The sequence below is a fragment of the Agrobacterium pusense genome, from assembly GCF_900102105.1.
GTDB lineage: Bacteria > Pseudomonadota > Alphaproteobacteria > Rhizobiales > Rhizobiaceae > Agrobacterium > Agrobacterium pusense.
The window spans coordinates 64,639-89,557 of sequence record NZ_FNBB01000014.1; the positions used below are offsets into that span (position 1 = coordinate 64,639).

The 24,919-nt window shown below is 59.5% G+C and carries 27 protein-coding genes; 14 read left to right on the forward strand and 13 right to left on the reverse strand.

What is annotated here, in order from left to right:
- Positions 1-4: 4 nt before the first annotated feature.
- Complete coding sequence (locus BLU28_RS22995; protein WP_004444937.1) at positions 5-1,294, reverse strand: ABC transporter substrate-binding protein; 1,290 nt, start codon at positions 1,292-1,294, stop codon at positions 5-7.
- Positions 1,295-1,411: 117 nt separating this feature from the next.
- On the opposite strand from BLU28_RS22995, the gene BLU28_RS23000 reads away from it, so the two are divergent.
- The 12 genes from BLU28_RS23000 (at position 1,412) to BLU28_RS23045 (ending at position 9,687) form a co-directional block, all read left to right on the forward strand.
- Positions 1,412-2,122 carry a TetR/AcrR family transcriptional regulator gene (locus BLU28_RS23000; protein WP_034496591.1) on the forward strand — a complete coding sequence of 237 codons (711 nt, stop codon included), beginning with the start codon at positions 1,412-1,414 and terminating at the stop codon, positions 2,120-2,122.
- 247 nt (positions 2,123-2,369) lie between these two features.
- Positions 2,370-3,512, forward strand: a complete 1,143-nt coding sequence (locus BLU28_RS23005; RefSeq protein WP_034496593.1) for a Gfo/Idh/MocA family protein — start codon at positions 2,370-2,372, stop codon at positions 3,510-3,512.
- A gap of 10 nt (positions 3,513-3,522) precedes the next feature.
- Positions 3,523-4,686: a dihydrodipicolinate synthase family protein gene (locus BLU28_RS23010; protein WP_022562635.1), complete on the forward strand. Its 1,164-nt coding sequence runs from the start codon at positions 3,523-3,525 to the stop codon at positions 4,684-4,686.
- A 23-nt stretch (positions 4,687-4,709) separates the two neighbouring features.
- Positions 4,710-5,531, forward strand: coding sequence for a sugar phosphate isomerase/epimerase family protein (locus BLU28_RS23015; protein WP_034496596.1), 822 nt, complete (start codon positions 4,710-4,712; stop codon positions 5,529-5,531).
- A gap of 19 nt (positions 5,532-5,550) precedes the next feature.
- Positions 5,551-6,786 carry a Gfo/Idh/MocA family protein gene (locus BLU28_RS23020; RefSeq protein ID WP_006700545.1) on the forward strand — a complete coding sequence of 412 codons (1,236 nt, stop codon included), beginning with the start codon at positions 5,551-5,553 and terminating at the stop codon, positions 6,784-6,786.
- Between the two features lie 322 nt (positions 6,787-7,108).
- Complete coding sequence (locus tag BLU28_RS26410) at positions 7,109-7,279, forward strand: hypothetical protein (protein ID WP_175477728.1); 171 nt, start codon at positions 7,109-7,111, stop codon at positions 7,277-7,279.
- Between the two features lie 261 nt (positions 7,280-7,540).
- A complete protein-coding gene (locus BLU28_RS23025; protein WP_003508146.1) occupies positions 7,541-7,750 on the forward strand; it encodes a cold-shock protein in 210 nt (69 codons plus the stop codon).
- Positions 7,751-7,860: 110 nt separating this feature from the next.
- Complete coding sequence (locus BLU28_RS23030) at positions 7,861-8,151, forward strand: hypothetical protein (protein ID WP_004444954.1); 291 nt, start codon at positions 7,861-7,863, stop codon at positions 8,149-8,151.
- Positions 8,152-8,179: 28 nt separating this feature from the next.
- Positions 8,180-8,416, forward strand: a complete 237-nt coding sequence (gene rpsU, locus BLU28_RS23035; protein ID WP_006700627.1) for a 30S ribosomal protein S21 — start codon at positions 8,180-8,182, stop codon at positions 8,414-8,416.
- A 35-nt stretch (positions 8,417-8,451) separates the two neighbouring features.
- Complete coding sequence (locus BLU28_RS23040) at positions 8,452-8,667, forward strand: hypothetical protein (RefSeq protein ID WP_004444958.1); 216 nt, start codon at positions 8,452-8,454, stop codon at positions 8,665-8,667.
- Between the two features lie 43 nt (positions 8,668-8,710).
- Positions 8,711-8,848: a hypothetical protein gene (locus BLU28_RS26415; RefSeq protein WP_004444959.1), complete on the forward strand. Its 138-nt coding sequence runs from the start codon at positions 8,711-8,713 to the stop codon at positions 8,846-8,848.
- A 551-nt stretch (positions 8,849-9,399) separates the two neighbouring features.
- Positions 9,400-9,687 carry a hypothetical protein gene (locus tag BLU28_RS23045; RefSeq protein WP_077987629.1) on the forward strand — a complete coding sequence of 96 codons (288 nt, stop codon included), beginning with the start codon at positions 9,400-9,402 and terminating at the stop codon, positions 9,685-9,687.
- Positions 9,688-10,047: 360 nt separating this feature from the next.
- On the opposite strand, the gene BLU28_RS23055 is transcribed toward BLU28_RS23045, so the two are convergent.
- Positions 10,048-11,145, reverse strand: coding sequence for an acyltransferase family protein (locus BLU28_RS23055; protein WP_034496605.1), 1,098 nt, complete (start codon positions 11,143-11,145; stop codon positions 10,048-10,050).
- 301 nt (positions 11,146-11,446) lie between these two features.
- Here BLU28_RS23055 and BLU28_RS23060 point away from each other — a divergent pair, with 301 nt between their 5' ends.
- Positions 11,447-11,683 (forward strand): acyl carrier protein, encoded by a 237-nt coding sequence (locus tag BLU28_RS23060; RefSeq protein WP_004444965.1) that lies wholly within the window; start codon positions 11,447-11,449, stop codon positions 11,681-11,683.
- A 104-nt stretch (positions 11,684-11,787) separates the two neighbouring features.
- On the opposite strand, the gene BLU28_RS23065 is transcribed toward BLU28_RS23060, so the two are convergent.
- The 6 genes from BLU28_RS23065 to BLU28_RS23090 all read right to left on the reverse strand — a co-directional run bounded on the left by BLU28_RS23065 (position 11,788) and on the right by BLU28_RS23090 (position 18,743).
- Positions 11,788-12,882, reverse strand: coding sequence for a glycoside hydrolase family 88/105 protein (locus tag BLU28_RS23065; RefSeq protein ID WP_077987630.1), 1,095 nt, complete (start codon positions 12,880-12,882; stop codon positions 11,788-11,790).
- 7 nt (positions 12,883-12,889) lie between these two features.
- Positions 12,890-14,443 (reverse strand): polygalacturonase PglA, encoded by a 1,554-nt coding sequence (pglA, locus tag BLU28_RS23070; RefSeq protein ID WP_077987654.1) that lies wholly within the window; start codon positions 14,441-14,443, stop codon positions 12,890-12,892.
- 114 nt (positions 14,444-14,557) lie between these two features.
- The gene (locus tag BLU28_RS23075; protein ID WP_077987631.1) at positions 14,558-15,826 is read right to left on the reverse strand and encodes an ABC transporter substrate-binding protein; all 1,269 of its coding nucleotides are present in this window, start codon (positions 15,824-15,826) and stop codon (positions 14,558-14,560) included.
- Positions 15,827-15,869: 43 nt separating this feature from the next.
- Positions 15,870-16,970, reverse strand: a complete 1,101-nt coding sequence (locus BLU28_RS23080) for an ABC transporter ATP-binding protein (protein ID WP_004444973.1) — start codon at positions 16,968-16,970, stop codon at positions 15,870-15,872.
- Positions 16,971-16,972: 2 nt separating this feature from the next.
- A complete protein-coding gene (locus BLU28_RS23085) occupies positions 16,973-17,857 on the reverse strand; it encodes a carbohydrate ABC transporter permease (RefSeq protein ID WP_004444975.1) in 885 nt (294 codons plus the stop codon).
- A gap of 4 nt (positions 17,858-17,861) precedes the next feature.
- Complete coding sequence (locus BLU28_RS23090) at positions 17,862-18,743, reverse strand: carbohydrate ABC transporter permease (protein ID WP_004444977.1); 882 nt, start codon at positions 18,741-18,743, stop codon at positions 17,862-17,864.
- Between the two features lie 212 nt (positions 18,744-18,955).
- Here BLU28_RS23090 and BLU28_RS23095 point away from each other — a divergent pair, with 212 nt between their 5' ends.
- Positions 18,956-19,882, forward strand: coding sequence for a helix-turn-helix domain-containing protein (locus BLU28_RS23095; RefSeq protein ID WP_077987632.1), 927 nt, complete (start codon positions 18,956-18,958; stop codon positions 19,880-19,882).
- A 29-nt stretch (positions 19,883-19,911) separates the two neighbouring features.
- Here the strand turns inward: BLU28_RS23095 and BLU28_RS23100 are convergent, their stop codons facing one another.
- The 5 genes from BLU28_RS23100 to BLU28_RS23120 all read right to left on the reverse strand — a co-directional run bounded on the left by BLU28_RS23100 (position 19,912) and on the right by BLU28_RS23120 (position 24,918).
- Complete coding sequence (locus BLU28_RS23100) at positions 19,912-21,192, reverse strand: TRAP transporter large permease (protein ID WP_004444979.1); 1,281 nt, start codon at positions 21,190-21,192, stop codon at positions 19,912-19,914.
- Entirely contained in the window at positions 21,193-21,714 is a 522-nt protein-coding gene (locus BLU28_RS23105; RefSeq protein ID WP_022562649.1) for a TRAP transporter small permease, read from the reverse strand. It abuts the gene before it with no gap.
- A gap of 70 nt (positions 21,715-21,784) precedes the next feature.
- Positions 21,785-22,762, reverse strand: a complete 978-nt coding sequence (locus tag BLU28_RS23110; RefSeq protein WP_077987655.1) for a TRAP transporter substrate-binding protein — start codon at positions 22,760-22,762, stop codon at positions 21,785-21,787.
- Between the two features lie 144 nt (positions 22,763-22,906).
- Positions 22,907-23,785, reverse strand: a complete 879-nt coding sequence (locus BLU28_RS23115; protein ID WP_077987633.1) for a D-galactarolactone isomerase — start codon at positions 23,783-23,785, stop codon at positions 22,907-22,909.
- Positions 23,782-24,918, reverse strand: a complete 1,137-nt coding sequence (locus BLU28_RS23120) for a D-galactarolactone cycloisomerase (RefSeq protein ID WP_077987634.1) — start codon at positions 24,916-24,918, stop codon at positions 23,782-23,784. Before BLU28_RS23120 ends, BLU28_RS23115 begins: the two co-directional genes overlap by 4 nt.
- Position 24,919: the final 1 nt, after the last annotated feature.

Sequence of the window (24,919 nt, forward strand, 5' to 3'; positions counted from 1 at the left end):
ACCATCACTTCCGTTTGATAACGGTTTCGGATTCCTTGACGAGGCGGTCACCGCCTTCTTCCGGGGTGATCTTGCCGAAGCCGACTTCTTCCGCCGTGCGTTTCAGGACAAAGGCGAATTCGCCCGCACCCGGAGGTGGCGCCGGCGGCAGATCGCCGACGCCGGGTGTAATTTCGGCGATATATTCCACCATGCTCTTGCTGACTTCATCGAGTTTCGGGGTCAGCGCGTTGCGCATGGATTCCGACGCCGGAACGCCGCGCTCCACGCCGAGAATATCGATGCCTTCCGGCTCGGCGACGAGGAAATTGATAAACCCGACGGCCTGTTCGATACCGGCACTGCCATTGGCGACGCTGATGAGCATGGAAGGTTTAAGGTAGTGGCCGGAGGGGCCGTCCTTCGTGCTCTTCGGATAGGAGCTGATGGCAAGTTTGGCCTTGTTGAGCTTCTGATACCCGACGAACTGGTTGGAATGGGCAAATGCGGTTGCCGCTTTGCCCGTCGTCAAAGGGTTGGTTTCGATATTGAGCTGGTCGAGCGCCTGCACATCGGCGGGCACACAGGCACCACTCTTGCGCAGATCCGCCCAGAGCGTGAACCACTTGGTCGCGTCGGTCGGATCGAAGCCGATGCCGCCATCCTGCGTGTAGAGTGACTTGCCGTTCTGGCGCAGCCAGTTTTCAAAGCTCGGCTCCACACCGCTCGCATCGGCTGTGGCGTAATAACCGGGTTTCGGCTTGTTCTTGCTGAGCTTGGCGGCATTTTCCGCAAACTCCTCCCAGGTCTGGCCGATGGCCGGCGGTGTCGCGCCGGATTTTTCCCAGGCCGCCCTGTCAAAGAAGACGGCGCTGGAATTGACCCCCAGATTGATGCCGTAAAGCTTGCCATCGACCCTGCCGGAATCGATGTTCATCTTGCCGAAATCCTCGATCTTCAAGCCCTTGCCGATGTAATCATCCAGCGGCGCCAGCGCGCCGCGCCGGCCATATTCGAAGATGTAACGATAATCCATCTGGATCAGATCGGGCGCATTGCGGCCCGCCACCTGCGTTGCAAGGCGGGGCCAATAATCGCTCCAGCCGGCGAATTCCCCGGCGATGTCGAGATCGGGCTTCACCTGCTTGTAGGCTGCTATCGCCTTGTTGGTGCGATCGGCACGCTCCTGCGACCCCCACCACAACATGCGAAGGCGCGCAGCCTGCGCCTGCGCCGAACCACCTCCCAATGCTGCAAGCGACAGGGCCGCAAGCCCTGCCGAAAGCACAGTTCTCCTCTGAAGCATCACGGGCATTGGCAACTCCTCCCTATTGACTGCCAATTGATGGCGAACGCAAACGACACTTGCCGTTTTATAACTAATTGGTTACATGGGAACACCGATCGCAAACATTGTCAAGCGGGTGCCGAAATGGAAGAAACGACTAAGAACCAGCCGTCCGATCCGGGCCCCGATCCGGCCGTGGAGAAAACGCCGCCGCCAAAGCGCAAACGGGCCACGACCCAGGTGCGAAACCCGGAAAGAACCCGCGCCGCCATTCTTGAAGCTGCCCGCCGCGAGGTGGCCGCCAAAGGGCTGGCGGGGGCCAGAATCGATGTCGTCGCCCGCCGCGCCGGGACCAACAAGAGGATGATCTACCATTATTTCGGCGACAAGGATGCGCTTTATCTCGCCGTTCTGGAAGACGCCTACCGCCATATCCGCCACACTGAAAGACGGCTTGATCTGGCCCGTAAGGCCCCGTCCGAGGGCTTGCGGGAACTTGCGCTTTTCACCTGGCACTACTTTCTCGACCACCCCGAATTCCTGAGCATCCTCGCCACGGAAAACCTCAATAAAGCCCGGTATCTCAGGCAATCACCGACGATCACAGCGATGCACTCAAATTTCATTTCCGAGCTTGAGGACGTGCTGCGGCGTGGCAGCGACGCCGGCGAATTCCGTGACGGCCTCGACCCGATCGACGTTTATCTGACCATCGCTTCGCTCGGCGCCTTCTACCTGTCGAACAGGTTCACCCTGTCAACGATCTTCCAGCGCGACCTGACAGACCCTGCCGAGCTGGAGCGATGGGGCCAGCACATCGTCGACACGTTGCTTGCTGCAGTGCGGCGGGTCTGAACGAGCCAAACCGGATTCCTGTTTAACTACAGCGATGACGCGCCATTCGCATCCGCGAAGCACGTCATTTTCTTTTGCGGCGCAGCGAATAACTGCAAGGGCGAGCCTTCAAACCTCATCAATTTCTCCTGTCAAAAAACACCTTGACAGATCGTGTTCTTCGCGATCACAAATAACCAAATGGTTACAAATTACCATGTTTGACGGAAGCGGCCTTGCGGGAAAAGGTCGCCTTGGGAGGAAATTCATGAAACGTATCGGCGTCATCATGCACGGCATCACCGGCCGCATGGGTTACAACCAGCATCTCGTGCGCTCCGTTCTCGCCATTCGCGATCAGGGCGGCGTGCTTTTGAAGAACGGTGAAAGGGTGATGCTCGATCCCATTCTCGTCGGCCGCAACGGCGCGAAGATCGAGGAAATCGCCAAAAAGCATAATGTCGCGCGCTGGACGACCGATATTGATGCCGCTCTCGCCAACCCTGACGACACACTTTTCTTCGACGCTGGAACGACACAGATGCGTGGCAGCCTTTTGGAAAAAGCCATCAAGGCCGGTAAGAACGTCTATTGCGAAAAACCGATTTCGGACACGATGGATGAGGCGCTGGCGATTGCCCGCCTGGCCGAAAGTGCGGGCATCAAGCACGGCGTGGTGCAGGACAAGCTGTTCCTGCCCGGCCTTCGCAAGCTCGCCATGCTGCGCGACAGCGGCTTCTTCGGCAAGATTCTCTCCGTGCGGGGCGAGTTCGGTTACTGGGTCTTCGAGGGCGACTGGCAGCCAGCGCAACGCCCCTCATGGAACTACCGCCTGAAGGATGGCGGCGGCATCATTCTCGATATGCTTTGCCACTGGCGTTATGTGCTCGACAATCTGTTCGGACCGGTGAAATCCGTGAGCTGCCTCGGAGCGACGCACATTCCGGAGCGTTTCGATGAACAGGGCAAAGCCTATAAGGCGGATGCGGACGACGCCGCCTACGCCACCTTCGAACTGGAGGGCGGAATTATCGCCCACATCAACTCTTCATGGGCGGTACGGGTGCGCCGTGACGATCTCGTCACCTTCCAGGTGGACGGCACCCACGGCTCGGCCGTCGCTGGCCTGACGAAGTGCTTCACCCAGCACCGCACCAACACGCCGAAGCCGGTATGGAACCCCGACCAGCCGCAGACCATCGACTTCTACAAGACCTGGCAGGAAGTGCCTGACAATGTCGTCTATGACAACGGCTTCAAGGCGCAGTGGGAAATGTTCGTGCGCCACCTCGTCGATAACGACCCGTGGCCTTATGGCCTGATGGAAGGCGTGAAGGGCGTGCAGCTTGCCGAGCTGGGGCTGAAATCATGGAAGGAACGCCGCTGGCTCGACGTTCCCGCCCTTTCCTGAGGAGGCTGACATGAGTGAACTCAAGCTTCCGAAGGACGACCGCAGCATCGAGGTCTACAGATTATCCGGCACGCCGGTCGCGGTTGAAAAACGAAGTGCCGCCGATTTCAACCGCGTCGCTTTCGCAGCCGCCCACGTGGTGGCCGATCCGCTTGCCGACAACGACCCGTGGCTGACCCCCGCGATCGATTGGGACGCGACCTTGCGGTTCCGTCATCGCCTTTGGGACCTCGGCCTCGGGGTCGCGGAAGCGATGGACACGGCTCAGCGCGGCATGGGGCTGGCATGGCCGCAGGCCCAGGAGCTGATCTCCCGTTCGCTCAAGGAAGCCGCCAGCCGCAAGGATGCGCTGATTGCCTGCGGGGTGGGCACCGATCATCTGAACGGCAGCGGTTACGATCTGAACCAGATTGTCCACTCTTACCTCGAACAGCTTGATTTTGTTCAGGGAGAAGGCGGGCGCGTTATCCTGATGGCCAGCCGCGCGCTCGCCGCCGCCGCCCGTTCGCCCGATGATTACCTCAAGACCTACACCAGGGTGCTTTCCCGCGCCGAGCAGAAAGTGGTGATCCACTGGCTGGGCGAAATGTTCGACCCGGCGCTCGAGGGCTACTGGGGTTCGGGCGACCATATGACCGCCATGGACACCTGCCTTGCCATGATCGAGGAGAATGCCGACAAGATCGACGGCATCAAGATTTCACTTCTCTCCAAGGAAAAGGAAATTGCCATGCGCCGCCGCCTGCCCGCTGGCGTGCGCATGTATACCGGCGACGATTTCAATTATGCCGAATTGATCGCCGGTGACGAGAAGGGTCATTCGGACGCCCTGCTCGGCATTTTCGACGCCATCGCTCCCGCTGCGTCCAAGGCGCTGGCCAGCCTGAAGCGCGGTGCCGACAATGAGTTCTTCGATATTCTGGAGCCGACGGTGGCGCTTTCACGCCACATCTTCAAGGCGCCCACCCGCTTCTACAAGACCGGCGTGGTGTTCCTCGCCTATCTCAACGGATTGCAGGATCATTTCACCATGGTCGGCGGCCAGGAAAGCACCCGTTCCACGCAGCATTTCGCCGAGCTTTTCCGGCTGGCGGACAAGGCCAACGTGCTGGCTGAACCTGACCTGGCGACGCACCGGATGAAGGCATTTCTCGCCGTCCGGGGTATCAGCTGAAGCAGAACGAGGGAGGATAGAAGATGAGCCTTGAAGGCCTTTCCATCAATTTCGCGACCGTGCGGCAAGGCGCAAATTTCGGAGCCATCGTGGATGCCTGCCTCGCCCATGGCATCACCACCATCTCACCGTGGCGCGAGCAGGTGAACGGTATCGGCCTTGCGGAAGCCGCCCGCATCGTTGAGCGGAACGGCCTGCGCCTGTCCGGTCATTGCCGCGGCGGTTTTTTCCCGGCTCCTGACGCTGAAGGCCGACGTCTCGCCATCGAGGACAATAAGCGCGCCGTCGATGAGGCCGCCGCCATGAAGGCCGACTGCCTTGTGCTTGTCGTGGGCGGCCTGCCCACCGGTTCGCGCGATCTGAAAGGTGCGCGGCAGATGGTGGAGGACGGCATGGCAGAACTTCTTCCTTATGCGCGGGCTGCCGGCGTGCCGCTCGCCATTGAACCGCTGCATCCTTTCTATGCCGCGGACCGCGCCTGCATCAACACGCTGAAACAATCGCTCGACCTCTGTGACCGGCTGGGTGCCGGCACCGGCGTGGCCATCGATGTCTATCATGTCTGGTGGGACCCGGAACTGGAGGAGCAGGTGGCGCGGGCCGGCAGGAATGGCCAAATTCTCGCCCATCACATCTGCGACTGGCTGGTGCCGACCACTGACCCGCTCAACGATCGCGGCATGATGGGAGATGGTGTGATTGACCTCAAGGCATTTCGCGCCATGATCGAGGCTGCGGGCTTCCACGGCCCGCAGGAAGTGGAAATCTTTTCGCATCGCTGGCAGGCGCGCCCGGTGGACGAGGTCCTCGCCACCGTGGTCGAGCGTTTCAAGACTGTTTGTTGATAGATCCGGGAGAGAGACAATGCCTGAAAGGGTGAAACGCAAACGCTATGCGCTGGTCGGCACCGGCAATCGTGGCACCACCATGTGGGGCCGCGAATTGCTGGCCGGCTGGAGCGACTATGTCGAACTCGTCGGCATTTGCGACCTGAACCTGATGCGCGCCGAGCGCGCCCGCGCCATGATGGGATCGAGCGCACCGCTTTACGACGATTTCGACCGGATGATGGAAGAGCAGCGCCCGGAGCTGGTGATCGTCTGCACGCCCGACGATACGCATGACGACATCATCATCCGCGCGCTGGAAGGCGGGGCAGACGTCATCAGCGAAAAGCCGATGACCACCACCCCCGAAAAGATTGACCGGATTCGCGCAGCCGAGGCCAAAAGCGGCCGCCGGGTCGATGTCTCCTTCAATTATCGCTTCTCTCCCACCGCAGCCCGCATCAAGGAACTGATCGACGAAGGCGCCATCGGCACCGTTACCTCGGTGGATTTCCACTGGTATCTCGATAACCAGCACGGCGCGGATTATTTCCGCCGGTGGCACGCCTTCACAGAACACTCCGGCAGCCTGTTCGTGCACAAGGCCACGCACCATTTCGACCTCCTGAACTGGTATCTCGACTCCGATCCCGTCGAGGTGAAGGGCTTCGGGCAATTGCTGCATTATGGCAAGAACGGCCCGTTCCGCGGAACGCGCTGTCGCACCTGTCCGCACAAGAATGAGTGTGATTATTTCATGGACCTCGGCGCCGATCCTTTCCTCGATGCGCTCTACGAGGACCCGTCAAGCATTGACGGATACATGCGTGATGCCTGCGTTTTCCGGGAGGACATCGACATTCCCGATACCATGAGCGCTTCGATCCGTTATGCCAGCGGCGTGCAGGTTTCCTATTCACTCAACACCTACATGCCGATAGAGGGTCACCACATCGCCTTCAACGGCCACAAGGGTCGCATCGAGATGCGCCAATATGAAAAGCAGCCCTGGACGGAGCCGCCGGCCGATGAAATCCTGCTGGTGAAGAGCTTCGGTGGCGGCGTCGAGCACATCTGGGTGCCGCATGAGCCGGGCGGCCATTATGGCGGCGACAACCGCATGCGCGACATGATCTTCAAGCCCGGCTCCAACGACCGGCTGCGGCAGCGGGCTGGTTCGCGCGCTGGCGCCATGTCGGTTCTGACAGGCGTGGCGGCACTGAAAAGTGCGCTGGAAGGCGGCTCCCAGCCGGTGAAATCCCTGCCCCTCTAGCTGCCTCAGCCCGTGGCGCCATCCGCCACGGGCAACCACCAAAAAGAACGGGCGATATTCCGCAGATTACGCACTCCTTCCATACCGGTAAATTGATTGCCGGGGGAAGAAAGAGTGAGTCATGTCCAGTTTGCAATCCATCGTTCCGCTCATCATCATCGGCGTCAGCCTCGTCGTATTCTTCAAATGGGTGGGGCGCGACATGAATCGGGAAGAGAAGAAGCCGCGCTCCCGCCGCTGACCGATCACGCCCGCCCGCGCCCTTGCACGGTTACGGAACCTCGTCTTGCCGTCGGCGTTTCCCTGTCAGAAGGAGAACGCCATGACGCAAGAGCAAAAGACGAAAAACGACGACAACAGGGCTTCGAAGGCCAGCGACATTCCTCCTGCAGGTCCGCACGCCAAACCTTCCCTGACCGACCATGAAAAGACACCAGGCGCAGGAAGCCTGCCGGATGGCGACAGCAAGAATGTCACGCCTGGCGCCGGTTGATGACCATTTGCGCCGAAATATCATACATTTATTATATTTCGGCGCATTAACAGTCACTTAGCCCCCGAACCGTCGCGAAATACCTGTTTCTTCACGGTGGTCATTGCAAAATCGAAAATTGAGCTTATATTTACCTTATCGACCATTGCTTGTGACGTCGTTCTGGAACAGACTGTTCCCCGTCGGATTTCCTCTCAAATAATCGATCTTATCCCGCAAGGTATCGCGGGAACCACAACGATTCTACGAAAGGAAATCGTTATGAACACTGGTACTGTAAAGTGGTTTAACGCCACCAAGGGCTTCGGCTTCATTCAGCCTGACAATGGCGGCACGGACGTTTTCGTCCACATTTCCGCTGTCGAGCGCGCTGGCATGCGTTCTCTGAACGACGGCCAGAAGATCAGCTACGAGATCGTCCAGGACCGTCGGTCCGGAAAGAGCTCTGCCGACAACCTTCAGGCAGCTTGATATTCGTCATTTTGGCACCGCAGACCACGGATGTACTGGCTGCGCTTGCCGATGACTGTGAGAGGTCGGGTTAAAGCCCGGCCTTTTGTTTTTGGGCCATGGAGGTCCTCATGCGTAAAAATTCCTATCATTGCGGTGACACCGTCTTTTTGAAGTCCGGCGTCCTTGGCAATGCACAGCCCGATGGTCCCGGCCGGATCGTGTCAGTCATGCCCGAAGCCCAGGGAACGGTTCGTTACAGGGTGCGTTTCCAGCACGAGAATTTTGAGCGCAGCGTCGCACTCGATGAGATAGATGCATCGATGTCGACGGCCTCGCGGCTAGGCAAAGGCGAAAGCCTCTCGCCACGCGAAACCGGATCAAGCTGGATCAACCTGAACACGATCAAAATCAGAAAGTAGCGGCATTGGCCGCTTAAAGGAGATAGTCTTGCAGGTACTCGTCAGAGACAACAATGTTGAACAGGCCCTTCGCGTCCTGAAAAAGAGAATGCAGCGTGAAGGCATTTTCCGCGAGATGCGCGCCCGCGAATCCTATGAAAAGCCGTCGGAAAAGCGTGTTCGCGAAGAAGCCGAAGCCGTACGCCGCCACCGCAAGCTGGAGAAAAAGAAGATGCAGCGCGAAGGGCTGCTGCCAGCGCCCAAAAAGGCCGCCCGTACCCGGTAAACGCCCTACAACGCTCTTCCGCGAAGGAGACTGCCATGGCCGCCACGAAAGAAGTTTTTTTCAAGCCCGGTAAACTGTCCGCTCAGGACAAAGCATCATTGACCGACAGCGCGGCAAAGCAGATCATCAACGCCGAAGCCGACCAGCGCGCCCGCAAGACGGAACGCCTTCGCCAGCTTCGCGAGGCACAGGAAGCGGCGGTTGTCGCCGCCGATCCGGTGCCCGCAAAGAAACGATCCGGTAACAGATAGCGGGCGCTTTTACATCACCCGGTCAACGCAGGAGGACGACACCATGGCAAAGGGTCAGTTGCGCAGTAACAAGGAAATCCGCAAGCCGAAGAAGGACAAGACGAAAACACCCGCCGCGGCGCCAGCCGGTTCGCAGGTGAAGTTCGCAAACGCCACGACAGCGGATGGCAAGAAGAAGTAGGGCACGGTGTCGGCGCGCAGGTCACGACGATAAATCTCTCGTCTGGGAGACCGGACTTGTTTTGGCCATATTGCTCTTCTATATATCTCTCATAGCAACTGCTGGTGAGCGCGAATGAATTCGTCGTTCGCAGTTGTTTTAGTCGCTTCAGACTTTTGACCACGGATGTACTGGCACTGGTGTTGAGAGCGATATGAGGAAGGTCGGTGCAATATTGCCCCGGCCTTTTTTGTTGCCGTGAGCAGCCGAAGATAAATATGCACGACTGCCGCCGACTGCGACGGAATTAACTTGTCTATTCCGCCCAATGGGCGCACCCTCCCAATCACTGAAAAGGGCGTTACCGCCGCTTTACGACGGCCGCTGAAGCCCTCGTCCTGCTCATGTCGTTAACCCGCAGGAACGATACGGACCCACACGACATGAATGTCCAAGGCGCGACGCTTTAATGGCACGGCCTGTCGCTCGGATGCACGGAAGCGGCGTCGCATGACGTCCGCAGCGACGCGAGACACCACAGTTTTGGTGAACCCCATAGAAAGGAGGACGTGATGTCTTCCGCATATGAAAATTGCATCATTTCGTCACAGGACCTCAAGATGCTCCAGTCGGTGCTGGCAGACCTCGGTTATGACCGGCACACCATGGACGAGGAGGTCATGATTTACAACAATGCCGCCCGAAAGGTGATCCAGCTGTTTCAGTGCGGGCTGACCGACCCTGCCGAGCTTTCGAAGGAAATGCGCTTTCTTTTTGGCGTTCATAAACATGATCGCAGTAAATCATGGAAACCGTTGCCACGTTACGCGATTCAGGGGCTGCCGCCTCTCTACCGATAACGGCGCTCTTCCATCCATGACGACGGGAACCAGGCCTTCAAAATCACCGATGAAAATAACGGCTTGGCAAATGATGTATATCAGGCAACACTGAAATGGATACCTCCGTGCGCGGATCAGGCGGCACGAAGGTGACGGATGGAACATGCGCGCTGAAGGCCGGGACAGGCCTCGACGTCAGCGGGTTCCATACCGGCGGGTTTGCGTCTGCGTGGAGAGAGAGTATGACGTATGACTGGAGCGGCCGCAGAATGCGCCGCATGCGAGCGGCGAAACTGACGATCATCAGCCTTGTGGCCGCCTTTGTGCTGACCGCGCCTATCTTTGCCCACTACTGAATTTCAGGCCCGCTTGTTTCGACTAGACGGGCTGGCGGGTTTCTGCGCGTTTCCGCAGACGGTTTTTCACCCATTTCTGAACGGGCTGATCGTAACGGACCGTTAGCCACCATGAAATCCACGTCGTGCCGATGAGAAACAGGACGCCGGCTGGCAGGGCGATATTCTGCTGCGTGATGGACGGGATCAAAAACTCCGTCCATGCCAGAAGCGGAATATGCAGGACATAGACGGCGTAAGACGCCGTACCAAGAAACCCCGAAAGTGCACTCACCATGGGGCCCGGCACCGTTCGGCTGGCCACGAACAGCAGCAGCGGCCAGAGGAGCAGGACGATTGCGAGGTCGAAGAAGGGCCGGACTTCGCGTGATACGGGCACGGCAAGGATGACACAGACGAGCACCAGACACAGCGCGGCCTGGACGGGCTTCAGCTCCGGCACACGGTTGCGGAACCGGTAAACCAGCACGCCGGCGAAAAACGAAAAGAATACCCGGCCCATGCCGGCATACATTTCATGCCAACGGAAACCGAGATGCAGCTTTCCAGACGCGGCGGCGGCCACCACCAGTACAATGGCGCTGGCAACAATGACGGCTGCGATCTGTTTCACCGTCGCCCGCACGCCCCAGCGGGCATAGACCACGTTCACCACCAGTTCGTTGAAAAGCGACCACGCCGGGCTGACGAGAAACAGCGCGCCATTGAGGGTCAACGTGAAAGGCGCCGGCAGAAAGAGAAGCCCCGTCACCAGCGCAAAGGCCAGTTCACCGGGATCGATGAGACGATGCAGATCGTCGATCGGCGTCGGCAGACCCAGCACATAAAGGCAGATGAAATAGGCCACCATCAACGCCAGTGCCAGCACATAAAGCGGATAAAGCCGGGCGAAGCGCGCCTTCATGAAAAAGCCGGGCGTGATAGCCCCGTCACGCAATCTGACGCCATAGGCGTGAGCCAGCACGAAGCCGCTGAGAGCAAAAAACAGATCAACGGCAAGATAGCTCGAGGCCGGATCCCTGCCGAAAAACTGCTCGGCGTGGCGATGGACGATAAAGAGCGCAGCCACGCCCCTTATGCCGTCAAGCAAGATGAAGCGTTCTGGGGATGATGGGGCCATGGCGTTGATGCTCAATGAGATAGCGGCAATTGTTCAATGGAAACCAGCTTTACCGCGTCCCGGTTCTCCGCTTCCAGTCACAAACCGTTTAATCTTGCAGTCGCCGCGAATTTTTCCGGACATGGGCTCGAGGCCGGCACCCTTTCGCAGCGGAGAAAGGCGTGCTACGTCCGGATGTCATCGATGTTTTGACCCCGTGGCACAGCCGTGTTGTTCCTGCAAATGTGTGATTTTGCAAGAACAAGTTCCGGCAATGTCCATGGGGCAGGTTCGGCGACAACCACTCTCGCGGAGCCTTCTCATGCCCACAATTGCCGAACGTATCAGAAAAATCATCGTGGACCAGCTTGGCGCAGACCCTGCCGCCGTCGTGGACGATGCCAGTTTCGCCGACGATCTCGGTGCAGACTCTCTGGAAATAGTTCAGGTGGTCATGGAGATCGAAGAGGAATTCGGGGTGGAGATTCCGGATTCCGCCGCAAATACGATCCTGACCGTCGGCGACGCCATCCGCTTCATCGAAAAAAGCACGGCTTGACGGTGAAGCGCCGGAGGCGGGCCTGATCCGCCGATAGCGTCGCAACCGGGCCAAATTTCGGGGTGTCCCGCTCTAACTATCCTGCTCATCGAGGTGGTGGCACATCAGACCAGCAGGAGATTTTCGGCAAAGGCCATCATCAGGGGACCCACTCCCTTGGCGTCATCGCTAACCACTGGCTCGGTCAGATAATATTCCGGCGAGCCGTCGCGATAATTGCCCTCGAAACCACCAAGTCCAGCGACGTGTACGATGCCGGCAAGACGAGTGACACCGTCTTCGCCCGCCAGAAGCCGGGTCTCCAGCAGAGCCGAAAGCGCGCGACGACCTGCGGACAAAGCCGCGCCCGCCGCCTCTCCCTGTAGCAGCCCAAGACGGACCGCACGCAGCAGCGCATAGGAGAACATTGCGGAGGCGGATGTCTCCTCGTAATTGCCCTCCAGATCCGGATTATCGAGAACCTGCATCCACAGACCGGTGCCTGTCTGGCGTGCGACGATCTCAGCCAGGAGGCGCCGTGTGCTCTGTCGCAATTCATTTGTCCGGCCATCATCCGGCAGTATCGTGAGCGCATCCACCAGCGCCATGGCCAGCCAGCCGACCGCACGGGCCCAGACGGCCGGCGATTTGCCGGTCTGCGGATCGGCCCAGCGCTGGGTGCGGCTTTCATCGTAGCCATGAACATAGAGCCCGCCGGTATCCGCCGTCAGGGCAAGTGCCGTTGAAAACTGCCTCAGCGCGTCGTCGATCAGTTCGGGCCGCCCCGTTGCCTGCGCATATTCAATCTGGAACGGAAGACCCATATAGAGACCGTCCAGCCAAACCTGATGCGGATAGCGTTTCTTGTGCCAGTAATTGCCGCAGGCGATGCGTGGATGGCTGCGTAGCTGCCCAGCCAGATGGTCCGCGGCAGCGAGATACCGTGGGTCGCCCGTTTCTTCCGAAAGGGGAAAGAGGAGACGGCCGGCAAGAATATGGTCGATATTATATTCCTGCGGATCGTAACCGGCGAGCGTGCCGTCGGTCGCTATCTGCACATCGGCGAGCCGGTGCAGATGGTCGCTCCAGCGCGCCTCTCCGGTGGCCTCGGACAGCTGCTGCAGGCCGCGGTAGATGCATCCATCCTCATAACACCAGCTGCCGCCCTTGTAAGGCCTATAACGACCGCAGAATTGCTCAAAATATTCAGTGGCTTTCATGGTTTTCTCAATCGCGATCTGAAACAGTGGAAATGGAAGCGTCGCTCAGCATGGCAGGATCGTCGCAGACTATATGTGTCTGCTCGACAACAATCGCCTCATGGCGCATGGGACGAACCCGGTCGGCCATGATGGGAGGCGCGGCGATGGCCGATGGATCGCGCGAGACGATGGTGAGATTGCGGATGGCGACATTGCGGATGGGTGCTTCGGGAAGGCCGAGAAAGACGCCCGCAGCATGGGCGAGATTGCGTATTTCGACATCTTCCACGGTAATTCCATCGATGAATGGCGTGCCCTTGTCGATCGGCGCCGGCTGCCGCGACTGTACCCGTTCGTCATGTCCATCAGCATCGCAATGATAGTGTGCATTGGCGGAAAGCGCGGTTTGCACGCCGTCCAGCAGCACCCGGCGCATGGCGATATTGCTGACGATGCCGCCCCGTCCGCGCCGCGTCTTGAGGCGCAGGCCGCGATCCGTGCAGACCATGTCGCAATCCTCCACAGATACGTCATGCACGCCGCCGGACATTTCCGAGCCGATCACCAGCCCGCCATGGCCGCGCTCCATCAGACAATGGCGCACACGAATGCCACGGGTTTCCGCGAGATGATCGTCCTCGCCATCCGGGCCGCGCTTTCCTGCCTTTACGGCGATGCAATCGTCTCCGACCGAAAAACGAACGCCCGATATCGTGACGTTGCGGCAGCTTTCAGGATTGAAACCATCAGTGTTCGGGCTGTCATGCGGCGCGTTGATGGTGAGGCCGGCAGCGATCAAGTCTTCGCAGCCCTGCGGATGGATTGTCCATGAGGCGGCGTTTTTTATCGTAAAGCCGAGAAGCTGGATTTTGCGGCAGGAAACGAGATGCAGGCCGCGCGGCCGCCGCGCGCCGTCGCGGGTTTCTTTTGGCCAGCTCCACCAGTCACCCCTGTCGCCCGAACCATCGAGAACGCCCCTGCCCTCGATGATGAGATTATCTGTCCCGATGGCATGAACCGGCGCGGCGAAACAGGCTTCCGGAAGGCCTTCCCAGCTTCCGAGCATATGGCCCGCATCATCGCGTGCCGGCAAGATCGGCCAGGCTTTACGGCTCGAAGGGGCGCGCAGCACGGCTCCCTCGGCAAGATGGAAGGTCATGTTGCTTCTGAGGCGGACAGGGAAGGACGTCCACAGACCGGCCGCAAGCTGCAATGTGCCGCCATGCGGCACCGCAGCCACCGCCCTTTCCAGCGCCTCGGCATTGGCACGCGCGCCCTTTTCATCATCGAGCGCGACATCCGGCGTCAGGGAGAACGCCGCAGCCTCCACAAGCCCGGCGCAAGGGCTGGTTCTGAACTCCAGCGCTGCGAACCCCTCGGCCTCGAACAGATAGCAGGTATCCGGGAAGAGATCATGCAGCAGCGTCACCACGGTCGCAGTTTCGCCGCGCCGCTCGTCGCCTTCCGCCGACGACAAACGCCACTCCGTCCTCGCCGGAAGGAAATGGCGAGCGCCGGGTGCGGCGAGGCAAAGCGCTGCCGTTCGCGCTGAAGACGCGATGATAAGAGGTTCGTTCATGTTCATTTCCCGTCTTTCGTCCCTATCCGGCCAGGCCCTGGCGGACATGCCTCGCATGTTCCGGCAGCCGGTCAGTGAGCCCGCCGCCACGGACGCGGCGGCGGGCAATTGCCGTCAATCGAACTTCGCCAGAACATCATTGGTGGAATCGACGATCTGCTCGGCCGCCTCCTCCGCCGTCAGCTGGCCATAGGCATATTCTTCCAGCGTATCGATGAAGGCCGAGCGGATTTCCGGATGTTCGTTGAAGGGCGATACCACCGGCCCGGATGCGGCCATGACGATGGCATTGGCGGCTCGCACTTCCGGCTCGCCCTTGTCGCCCAGACGTGCAGCCGCAGCCTTGGATGCCGGCAAACCACGCGCGGTGCCGAGTGCGTCGATACCCTCAGGCTCGTTCAGCAGGCAGTTCAGTATCTGCGCCGCTGCTTCCGGGTTCTTCGAGTTTTTAGAGATCGAGAACACCATTGAAGGCTTGCGATAGACCCCCTCGGTCACCGCGTCTGCAAGCTTCAGCATCGGCACGGGTTTCAGAACCTGCCCCTGCTTCAGGGGATCGGCATATTTTGAATAGGTCGAATCCCATTCATAGGAGCCGGCAATGCGGCCTTCAGACCAGGACGGCTTTTCATAAAGATTGACATTGCCATCGGCCGCTTCCTCTTTCTGGGAGCGGATGGATCCGGTTTCGACCAGCTTGCCGACAAAGGAAATGCCCTCGGCCAGTTCCTCCGGCGTCCAGGCCACGCGGTTGGTCTTGGGATCGACCAGATCCTTGCCGGTTTTCTGCACAACGGCCAGCGTCACCAGAAGCTGGGCGGTCTCCTTCACGGCGTTGAAGGTATAATAGTCCTTACCGAGCTTTTTTTTGATGGTCTTCGTCGCCGCGAAGAACTCATCCCAGGTCTTCGGAATTTCGACACCCGCCTTTTCGAAGGTCGTGGCATTGAAGAAGAAGACGCGGCCGGTGGTGGAAACGGAAAGCCCCTGCAGCACGCCGTTCATCGACCCCGCCTCCAGATCGCTCTCGGCCCATTGGGAAAGATCGAGCGGCTTCAGCTGGCGCAGATCGGCAAAACCTTCGCCATTCTTGGAAAACAGCGGCAGCCACGGCCAGTTGACCTGAACGATATCAGCTTCCGTCTTGCCCGCCATCTGGGTGGTGAGTTTTTCGAGATAACCGTCGAAACCGGTGAACTCGCCCTTGATCGTGTGGCCGTATTTCTCGCCACAGGCGGCAATCGCTTTCTGGGTGGCGACATGGCGGCTCTCGCCGCCCCACCATGACATGCGCAGTTCCGCGGCACCTGCCGCAGGTGCGGTCGCCATCGCCACATAAGCGGCACCGGCAAGCATCACCATCATTCTGGTCATCATCTTCATTGTTCTTCTCCTCCTCGAAAAATCAGGCACGCCCGTCCGCTCCTCACAGCGAAACGTTGCGCCCATCGGCCTTGTCGAAAATATGCAGCTTCTCCGGGTCCGGCTTCAGGCGCAGAAGACCATCGCGGCCGAGCACCTCGAATTCCGCCGCGCCGACGACGCTGACGACCTTCTGGCCGCCGAGATCGGCGTGCAGATAGACCTCGTGGCCCATGAATTCCGCATTGGTGAGTTTCGCCTGCAGCGCCGGACCATCGGTCGCCTCCGCCAATGAGAAATGCTGCGGACGGATGCCGATGACGGCGTCCGTGGGTCTCGCCGATAGTCGCTGTTCCAGATGCGCGCCGATCGGCAGGCGCTGACCGGCGATCACGAATTCAGTACCCTCGATTGCCACATCCACGAGGTTCATTTCCGGCGTGCCGATGAAGCCGGCGACGAAGAGATTGGCCGGATGGTTGTAAAGCTCCTTCGGCGTCGCGACCTGCATGATGCGACCTGCCTGCATGACGCAGATGCGGTCACCCATGGTCATGGCCTCCGTCTGGTCATGGGTGACGTAGATAACAGTCGATGACAGGCCTTCCGCTTTCAACTGGCGGTGCAGATCGGTAATGCGAACCCGCATCGAAGCACGAAGCTTGGCGTCGAGATTGGACAGCGGCTCATCGAACAAAAACACACCCGGTTTCTTGATGAGCGCACGGCCGAGCGCCACACGCTGCGCCTGCCCGCCGGAAAGCTGCTTCGGCAGACGGTCGAGCAGCGGCTCGATCTCCAGAATGCGCGCGACATTGTCGATGGCCTTCTCGATCTCCGGCTTGGCGACACCGGCGATCTTCAGGCCGAAGGCGAGATTGCCGCGCACCTTCATATGTGGATAAAGCGCATAGTTCTGGAACACCATGGCAATGGAGCGCTTGCCGGGCGGCAGGTCGTTGACCCGCTGATCGCCGATCAGGATTTCACCGCCGGTGATTTCCTCCAGCCCCGCCACCATGCGCAACGTCGTGGATTTGGCGCAGCCCGAAGGGCCGACGAACACCATGAACTCGCCATCCTCGACGTCGAGATTGATGCCGTGCACCGCCTTGAAGCTGCCGCCATAGACTTTTTCGAGATTTTTAAGTTGAACGCTTGCCATTTTCAGCCCTTGACCCCGCCAGACGAGATCCCTTCAATGAAATACCGTTGCGCCGCGAAGAACACGATCAGCGCGGGCGCGATCGTCAGCACCGACATCGCCAGGATGCGGTTCCATTCAAAGGCTTCGGTGGTGTCGATGGAGAGTTTGAGCGCCAGGCTCACCGGATATTTGTCGACCGAGGACAGGTAGATCAGCGGACCGAGAAAGTCGTTCATCGTCCACATGAACTGGAACAGGCAGACCGAGATCAGCGCCGGCGCCAGCATCGGTACGACGATGTAGACCAGTGTCTGCAGGCTGTTGGCGCCGTCCACCCGGGCGGCCTCTTCCATGTCCGAGGGCAGCGAGCGCAGGAACTGTACCAGCATGAAGACAAAGAAGGCATCACCGGCGAAAGCCGAGGGCACCCAGAGCGGCAGGAAACTGTCCAGCCAGCCGAGATCCCGAAACAGGATATATTGCGGAATGCGGGTGACGACATTGGGCAGCAGCAGAATGGCGATGACCGAGCCGAACAGGATCTTCTTCAGCGGAAAATCGAAGCGGGCGAAGGCATAGGCCGCCATGGTGCAGGAAATCGCCGTGCCGATGACCTTCGGCAGGATGATCAGGAACGAGTTCCAGAAGAACCGGCCGAAGGTGTAGGGCGTCGAGGTTTCCCAGCCGCGGATATAGCCATCCAGCGTCGGGTTTTCCGGGATGAAACCGGCACCGGAGAAGATTTCCGAATTGGTCTTGAAGCTTGCGCCCACCAGCCAGATCAGCGGGTAGAGCATGACGAGTCCGACCGCGAAGAGAAGCACGTAGCGGACCGAGGTGGAAAGCAGCCTGAGCCGCGCCCGGCGGGCCGCCTGCATGTCGTTTAGGGTTGCGATATCGGTCATGGCATCAGTTCCGCTTGTCGCCGGCGTAATAGACCCACTTCTTCGAGGACCAGAAGGCCACGAGGGTCAGCACGGTGATGATGGTGAAGAGCACCCAGGCGATTGCAGAGGCATAGCCCATGTTGAACTTCTTGAAGGCCTCGTCGTAGATATAAAGAGGCAGGAGATAGGTGGACTTCAGCGGCCCGCCCTGGGTGATGATGTAAGGGCCGTTGAACTCCTGGAATGCCTGCACCATCTGCATGATGAGGTTGAAAAAGATCACCGGCGTCAGAAGCGGCAGGGTGATGAAGAAGAAGGTCCTCACCTTGCCGGCACCATCGATGGCGGCCGCTTCGTAAAGCGATTTGTCGATGGATTGCAGGGCCGCAAGGAAGATCACCATGGCCGAACCGAACTGCCAGCAGCGCAGCAGCGTGATGGTGAAAAGCGCATTGCCCGGATCTCCGAACCAGTCCACCGGCGACAGTCCCACGGCGGCAAGCGCCATATTGGCAAGGCCTTCGCTGGCGAAGATATAGCGCCACAGAACCGCAATCGCGATCGAGCCGCCGAGGATGGACGGCACGTAAAAGGCGGTGCGGAAAAAGTTGATGAATTGCAGCTTGTAATTGAGTATTGCCGCGATGAACAGCGCAAAGGCAAGCTTCAGCGGCACCGTCAGAAACACGTAGAACAGGGTGACGTTCAGGGATTTCATGAAGGTGCGGTCGCGGGTGAACAGCCGCTCGTAATTGGCAAGCCCTGCCCAACTGGGATCGCTCATCAAGTCGTAACGGGTGAAACTGAGATAGAGCGAGCCAAGAAACGGAATGGCCGTGAAGACCAAAAGCCCGATGATGTAAGGCGTCAGATATCCCAGCCCCAGGAAGCGCTGAGATTTCATGATGCTCCTCCCCGCGTCCCGGTGGAACGCGACTGACAGAATACAATTTCGTACAAGTGATTCTCCCGGAACGGCCAGCGGCGGGCGCAATAAAGCGTATTTCCTCGCCGCGACCGATCTCCTCCCTCATTGATACGGCGCGTAAAAGCAATTTATGCGGTGACAAAACCAAATTTCAGCGCCAAGGTGAATTAACAAAGACGAGGAAAAAGATGGACGAAATCGAAGGTGGCATTCTGTCATCCGTTCCGCCTGAGGCGCTCAACCTCAACCTGACGCGCGCGACGATCAAAATGGAGCATTCGCGCACCTGGCAGATCGACAAATCCAATCCGGTGGACGATCTCATCATCTGCCTGGAGGGGCGCGGGCACTATCTCGTTGATGGCGAAGCAAGGGTACTGGAGCCCGGTGACGCCATGCTTATTTTCCGAGGGCAACGCTTTGTGGGGTGGAACGAGCAGGCCGTGACCTATCGCGGCGTGGCGCAGCATTTCACGCTCGATATTTACGGCCGCCACAACCTGATCGCGCAGATGGACCTGAAACCGAAACTGCGGCTGAGCCGCTGGTCGCTTCTGGAGCCGCTGGTGCGCCACTACCGGCAGAGCGCGCCTCCTTCCTCCGTCACTCTGGGTCAACATCATCTCTTCATGGTGCTTCTGATCGCCTTCATCGATGACGCGTTTCTGGGTTGGGTCGACCGCCCGAGTTTTCAGCCGGAGGGTACGGAAGGCCTCGACCTTGCGGTGATGAAGGCGATCACGATGATTTCCGCCAATCCGTTGGACCCCGACATTGCCGGGCGGGCCACCGATGCGGCGCCCTATAATCGCGATTATTTCCTGCGGGAATTCCAGAAGCGGGTGGGACGGACGCCGCGCAAATATCAGGAGTTCAAACGCATGGAACGTGCCATGCATTTTCTCGAGGCCGGACTTTCGGTCTCGGCAGCGGCGGCCGAGGTGGGTTATGGCGACCCCTATTATTTCTCGCGCATGTTCAAGCGGACATTGGGATTAAGCCCGCGTGACCATATGAACCGGATACGCCGCAGCCGGCACGGCAACCTGATGGCATTTGACGAGCATGAGCAGCAAAGGCTGCTTGCCGACGAAACGGAAAAGGCCCCGGCATAAGGGGGCCTTCTCGTTTGAAAGCGCTGGAATTACCGGAACAGTGACGGCAACCACAGGGACAGCGACGGAATATAGGTGACAGCAAGCAGCACTGCGATGCTGGCGCCGAAGAACGGCCAGATCGTCCGCATTGCCTCCCGTATCGATATGCCGCCCACCGCGCAGCCGACGAAGAGCACCGTTCCGACCGGCGGCGTATTGAGACCGATGCCGGCGTTCAGGATCATCACCACGCCGAAATGCACGGGGTCGATGCCGAAGGCCTTTACGACAGGCAGAAGCACCGGCGTGGAAATGATGACCATCGGCGCCATGTCCATGAAGGTGCCGAGCAGCAGCAGGATGATGTTGATGACAAGTAGCACGATGATCGGGTTGTCCGAAATCGCACTGATTGCCGCGATCATCAATGTCTGGACCTGCAGGAAGGCCATCAGCCAGCCGAAGGATGCCGCCGTGCCGATGACCAGCAGAACCATGGCCGTGGTACGAACCGCCCCCATCACCGCTTCCACGAAGCCGTCCCAGTTGAGTTCGCGATAGACCAGCATGGCGACAAGGAAGGCATAGAGCACGGCGATGCAGGAACTCTCGGTCGCGGTGAAGATGCCCGAACGCACGCCGCCGAAAATGATGCCGATCAGCAGGATGCCGGGGAAAGACGCCAGCAAATAATACATCAGCTTCGAGAAACCGGGGAAAGGCTCAGACGGATAGCCCTTGCGCCGGGCGACGATATAGGCCGTCACCATCAGCGCTGCTGCAAGCAACAGCCCCGGAATGATACCGGCGGTGAAGAGATCGGCCACAGAGACATTGCCGCCCGCCGCGATCGAATAGAGGATCATGTTGTGCGAGGGCGGGATCATCAGCGCGATAATGGCGGCATTGACGGTGACATTGACGGCATAATCCCTGTCATAGCCGCGCTTGGCCATTTGCGGGATCATGAGCCCGCCGACGGCGGAAGCATCGGCGACGGCCGAGCCGGAAATGCCGCCGAACAGTGTCGAAGCCACGATGTTGACCTGACCGAGACCGCCGCGCAGGTGCCCCACGAGGCCTGCCGCGAAGCGGATGAGGCGATGGGCGATGCCGCCGCGCACCATCAGGTCACCGGCGAAGATGAAGAACGGTATTGCCATCATCGCGAAGACATTCATGCCGGAATTCATCTGCTGGAACACCACGATGGGTGGCAGGCCGAGATAAAGAACCGTGGCGAAGGACGCGATGCCGAGGCAGAACGCGATCGGCGTTCCGATCAGCATCAGCAGGGTGAACACCCCGAAGAGAATGGTGTAAGCCATTTATGCGGCCTCCTGCACGATCACGTCTGCAGCGATTTCCTCGCCGATGGAAAGATCGACGAAACGTTCGGCAGCAAACAGCGCGATAAGGAAACCGCCGCCGATCAGCGGAAAGAAATCCGTCCCGCCCGGCCAGCCGAGAACAGGGATCGTCGCCGTCCATGTCCCCATGGCAAGCGAGGTGCCATACCAGGCCATGCCGGCACCGAAGAAGAAGATCAGCGCAAGGCTTGTCAGGTCCATGCCCTTCTGCACACGCGGCGGCATCATGTAGCGCAGAATATCGAGCCCCAGATGCACGCTCTCGCGCACGCCGACGGCGGCGCCAAGCATGATGAACCACGACATGAGATGCAGCGACAGCGGCTCAGACCAGCTGGGTGAATCGTTGAGAATATACCGCGCAAAGACCTGCCAGCCGACGATAAGCGTCATGGCGATCATGCCGATACCGGCAATATAAAGCGACGCGTGGCTGAGCGCGCCGAGAAAAGGGCGGATGGCCCGCATGAAGTGTCGCATTGTCTGTTCCTCCCGCATCAACGGCGACAAAAGAAAACCGGCCTTGTTTCCAAGGCCGGTTTCCCACGCGTTACTTGACCGCTTTCACCCGTTCCAGAAGGTCCTTCATCTTCGGATCGGTGACGAACTTGTCGTAGACCGGACCCATCGCCGCAGCGAATTCCTCCTTGTTGACCTTGATGACATTGGCGCCACCGGCGCGGACCTTTTCTTCCGAGGCCTTTTCACGGGCGCTCCACAGTTCGCGCATCTTGCCGACCGAATCCTTGGCCGCCTGGCGCAGCAGCTTCTGGTCTTCCGGGGAGAGCTTGTCCCAGGAGATCTTCGAAATGACGAGGATTTCCGGGTTCAGAGAATGTTCGGTCAGAGAATAGTTCTTTGCCACCTCATAATGACGGGCGGATTCGTAGGATGGCCAGTTGTTTTCGGCACCGTCGACGACACCGGTTTCAAGTGAGGAATAGACCTCGCCCATCGGCATTGGCGTCGGGTTGGCGCCGAAGGCCTGCATCATCGAAATCCACAGGTCCGACTGCTGCACGCGGATTTTAAGCCCCTTCAGATCCGCCAGTTTTTCGATGGGCTTTTTGGTGGTGTAGAAGGATCGGGCGCCGGAATCGTAAAAGGCGAGACCGACGAGACCGTGCGGTTCGAAAGCAGCCAGAACCTCATCACCAATCGGACCGTCGACCGTATTGTGCATGTGCTCCGTCGAGCGGAACAGGAAAGGCAGACCAAGAACGGTGGTCTCCTTGACAAGATTGTTGAAAGGCGCGGCATTGACGCGGTTCATGTCGATGACGCCGAAGCGGGTCTGCTCGATGGTGTCCTTTTCGCCGCCAAGAACGGAATTGTTCATGACCTGTATCTTGATACGGCCATTGGTCCGCTCGGCCAGAAGCTCGCCCATATATTTCACGGCTTCGACCGTGGGATAACCGTCCGGATGAATATCGGCCGAACGCAGGGTGATTTCCTGCGCCATGGCGGAAACACCGGACAGCGCGATCCCCATCGCGACGCACATCATGCTTGCAATCTTTTTCATGCTTTCCTCCTCCATTGTTGAAACGGCCCAGCCCCTCCAAGGCTTGTCGGGCCGATTTTTTCACGCCCATCCGGGCCGGCATGCAAAGACCTTTCATGTGAAAAGGATGATGGGGCCTCCCTTCCCCAACCATCCCGGATTGACCTATGACGCCTTGAATGGCGGCAGCTTGAACAGCTCTTCGGGGTTTTCGACCAGCGCCCGATGACGCGCCGCCTCATCCGGAAGCCAGCCAAGCGTCAGTTCCGCAAGGCGGGCATCATCAGGATAGGCAGCCGTCTCGCGCACGGAATTATGCGGCCAGTTGGTGCCCCAGACGATGCGTTCCGGCGCATGCGCCGCGATCACCCGCGAAAAGGCGGCGACATCCTCGTAGGGCCAGCTTTCGCGGGAGCTTTCATAAACGCCGGCGAATTTGAACCACAGATTGCCGCCGTCGATGAGTTTCAGAAGCGCCGCCATTTCCGGCCCATCGGTTTTGAGGCCCTTGAAGAACTTGCCGTGATGATCGAACACCCAGCGCGAGCGGATTTTCTGAAGACGCGGCAGATGGTCGAGAAGACCGTTTCCGTCGAACTGCACCGCCACCATCCAGTCGGCCGCATGCGCCCGCTCGTCCACCGCTTCCAGTTCGGAAAGGTTCACCGCGCCACCCGGCAGATCCATGATACGCGCGCCGACCGCACCCGCGGCGGCAAGCTTCTCCATGTCCTTTTCGCTCGTGGTGGCATCGATGATGACGACCGCGCGCGCCGCCTCGCCCATCTCGGCAACACAGGCCAGCGTATTGCCATTGTCTCGCTGATGGGCATTGCCCTGCGTGATGATGACCCGGTCTATGCCGAGCCATTGCATGAGGCGACGATAATCCTCCGGTCCCGGCAGGGCGCCCGGCGGAAGGCCGGGGCCACCCGGCAAGGCGGGATATCCGGGTAGATACATGTGCATCTGCGTATCGACCGCGCCTTTCGGGAAAGCGGGTTTCGGCGCGGTGCCGCTCAGCTTTCTGACGAGTTCACTCATGGGTCTGGCATCCTGAATTCAACGAGTGCATCCCGGTTGATCTCGATGCCGAGACCGGGACCATCGGGAATGGCGACGATACCGTTCACCGCTTCGAGAGGTTCACTGAGAACCGCCTGACGGAACGGATTATGGGTGCGGTCAAATTCCATGATCGGTTCGATGGGATTGACCCGCACCGGATCAGGCGTCATCGCCGCCATGAATTGCAGCGCGGCGGCGATCTGTACGCCGGTGCCCCAGACATGCGGCACGATGCGCACGCCGTGCAGCGTGGCAAGCGTGGCAATCTTCTGCGTTTCTGAAAAACCGCCGCATCCGCAGAGATCGGGCTGGAGAATATCCACGGCACCGGCGGAAAGCGCCTGCCACATGCCGTGACGCCCATGCCAGGTCTCGCCGCCCGCAACCGGGATCGGCTGCCCTGCCCGTACACGCTGATAGGCATCGAGCTGTTCGGGAACCACCGGCTCCTCGAACCAGTCGATGCCATAGTCGGCGGCGCGGTTGCCAAGCGTGACGGCTTCGGCGACCGTATAACCGTGATTGGCATCGATCATCAGCCGCATGTCAGGCCCGATCGCCTCTCGAACCGCGGCTATGACCCTGAGGTCCTCCTCGATGCCGAAGCCGATCTTGATCTTGCAGGCGTGGAAGCCGTCAGCGCGGCGCTCCGCCATTTCGGACGCATTGTCTGAAACGCGGTCGACACCATCACGCTTGAAGCTGCCAGTGGCATAGGCGCGCACGCTCTCGCGCCAGCGCCCACCGAGCAGCATCGAGATGGAAGCACTGTAATGCTTGCCCTTGATGTCCCACAACGCGATATCGATGCCGGACAGGGCCGTAAGACTGAGGCCGCGCTGGCCCTGATCGCGCAGGGCATTATAAAGCACGGCCCAGATCTTTTCGGTCTGGCGAGGGTCCTGGCCGATGAGCCAGCCGGAATAGGCCTGGACCACGGCGGCGTTCGGCCGCGCCGGGCCGAGGCATTCGCCCCAGCCGACGGTCCCGTCGTCGCATTCGATTTCCACCAGAACATGGGCCCGCCGGTCGAAACGCATGGAGGCGCTTTCGAACGGCGTGTCCAGCCGGTGTTCAAGCAGATGCGTGCGCACTGCCGTGATTTTCATG

Coding starts and splice junctions, on each gene's coding strand:
- BLU28_RS23015 (WP_034496596.1), top strand. CDS start 4,710: ATGAGCCTTGAAGGCCTTTCCATCAATTTCGCGACCGTGCGGCAAGGC.
- BLU28_RS23020 (WP_006700545.1), top strand. CDS start 5,551: ATGCCTGAAAGGGTGAAACGCAAACGCTATGCGCTGGTCGGCACCGGC.
- BLU28_RS23025 (WP_003508146.1), top strand. CDS start 7,541: ATGAACACTGGTACTGTAAAGTGGTTTAACGCCACCAAGGGCTTCGGC.
- BLU28_RS26415 (WP_004444959.1), top strand. CDS start 8,711: ATGGCAAAGGGTCAGTTGCGCAGTAACAAGGAAATCCGCAAGCCGAAG.
- BLU28_RS23030 (WP_004444954.1), top strand. CDS start 7,861: ATGCGTAAAAATTCCTATCATTGCGGTGACACCGTCTTTTTGAAGTCC.
- BLU28_RS23100 (WP_004444979.1), bottom strand. CDS start 21,192: ATGGCTTACACCATTCTCTTCGGGGTGTTCACCCTGCTGATGCTGATC.
- BLU28_RS23105 (WP_022562649.1), bottom strand. CDS start 21,714: ATGCGACACTTCATGCGGGCCATCCGCCCTTTTCTCGGCGCGCTCAGC.
- BLU28_RS23000 (WP_034496591.1), top strand. CDS start 1,412: ATGGAAGAAACGACTAAGAACCAGCCGTCCGATCCGGGCCCCGATCCG.
- BLU28_RS23040 (WP_004444958.1), top strand. CDS start 8,452: ATGGCCGCCACGAAAGAAGTTTTTTTCAAGCCCGGTAAACTGTCCGCT.
- BLU28_RS23075 (WP_077987631.1), bottom strand. CDS start 15,826: ATGAAGATGATGACCAGAATGATGGTGATGCTTGCCGGTGCCGCTTAT.
- BLU28_RS23110 (WP_077987655.1), bottom strand. CDS start 22,762: ATGAAAAAGATTGCAAGCATGATGTGCGTCGCGATGGGGATCGCGCTG.
- BLU28_RS23085 (WP_004444975.1), bottom strand. CDS start 17,857: ATGACCGATATCGCAACCCTAAACGACATGCAGGCGGCCCGCCGGGCG.
- BLU28_RS26410 (WP_175477728.1), top strand. CDS start 7,109: ATGACGCAAGAGCAAAAGACGAAAAACGACGACAACAGGGCTTCGAAG.
- BLU28_RS23010 (WP_022562635.1), top strand. CDS start 3,523: ATGAGTGAACTCAAGCTTCCGAAGGACGACCGCAGCATCGAGGTCTAC.
- BLU28_RS23115 (WP_077987633.1), bottom strand. CDS start 23,785: ATGAGTGAACTCGTCAGAAAGCTGAGCGGCACCGCGCCGAAACCCGCT.
- BLU28_RS23120 (WP_077987634.1), bottom strand. CDS start 24,918: ATGAAAATCACGGCAGTGCGCACGCATCTGCTTGAACACCGGCTGGAC.
- BLU28_RS22995 (WP_004444937.1), bottom strand. CDS start 1,294: ATGCCCGTGATGCTTCAGAGGAGAACTGTGCTTTCGGCAGGGCTTGCG.
- BLU28_RS23060 (WP_004444965.1), top strand. CDS start 11,447: ATGCCCACAATTGCCGAACGTATCAGAAAAATCATCGTGGACCAGCTT.
- BLU28_RS23045 (WP_077987629.1), top strand. CDS start 9,400: ATGTCTTCCGCATATGAAAATTGCATCATTTCGTCACAGGACCTCAAG.
- pglA (WP_077987654.1), bottom strand. CDS start 14,443: ATGAACGAACCTCTTATCATCGCGTCTTCAGCGCGAACGGCAGCGCTT.
- BLU28_RS23065 (WP_077987630.1), bottom strand. CDS start 12,882: ATGAAAGCCACTGAATATTTTGAGCAATTCTGCGGTCGTTATAGGCCT.
- BLU28_RS23055 (WP_034496605.1), bottom strand. CDS start 11,145: ATGGCCCCATCATCCCCAGAACGCTTCATCTTGCTTGACGGCATAAGG.
- BLU28_RS23005 (WP_034496593.1), top strand. CDS start 2,370: ATGAAACGTATCGGCGTCATCATGCACGGCATCACCGGCCGCATGGGT.
- BLU28_RS23090 (WP_004444977.1), bottom strand. CDS start 18,743: ATGAAATCTCAGCGCTTCCTGGGGCTGGGATATCTGACGCCTTACATC.
- BLU28_RS23080 (WP_004444973.1), bottom strand. CDS start 16,970: ATGGCAAGCGTTCAACTTAAAAATCTCGAAAAAGTCTATGGCGGCAGC.
- BLU28_RS23095 (WP_077987632.1), top strand. CDS start 18,956: ATGGACGAAATCGAAGGTGGCATTCTGTCATCCGTTCCGCCTGAGGCG.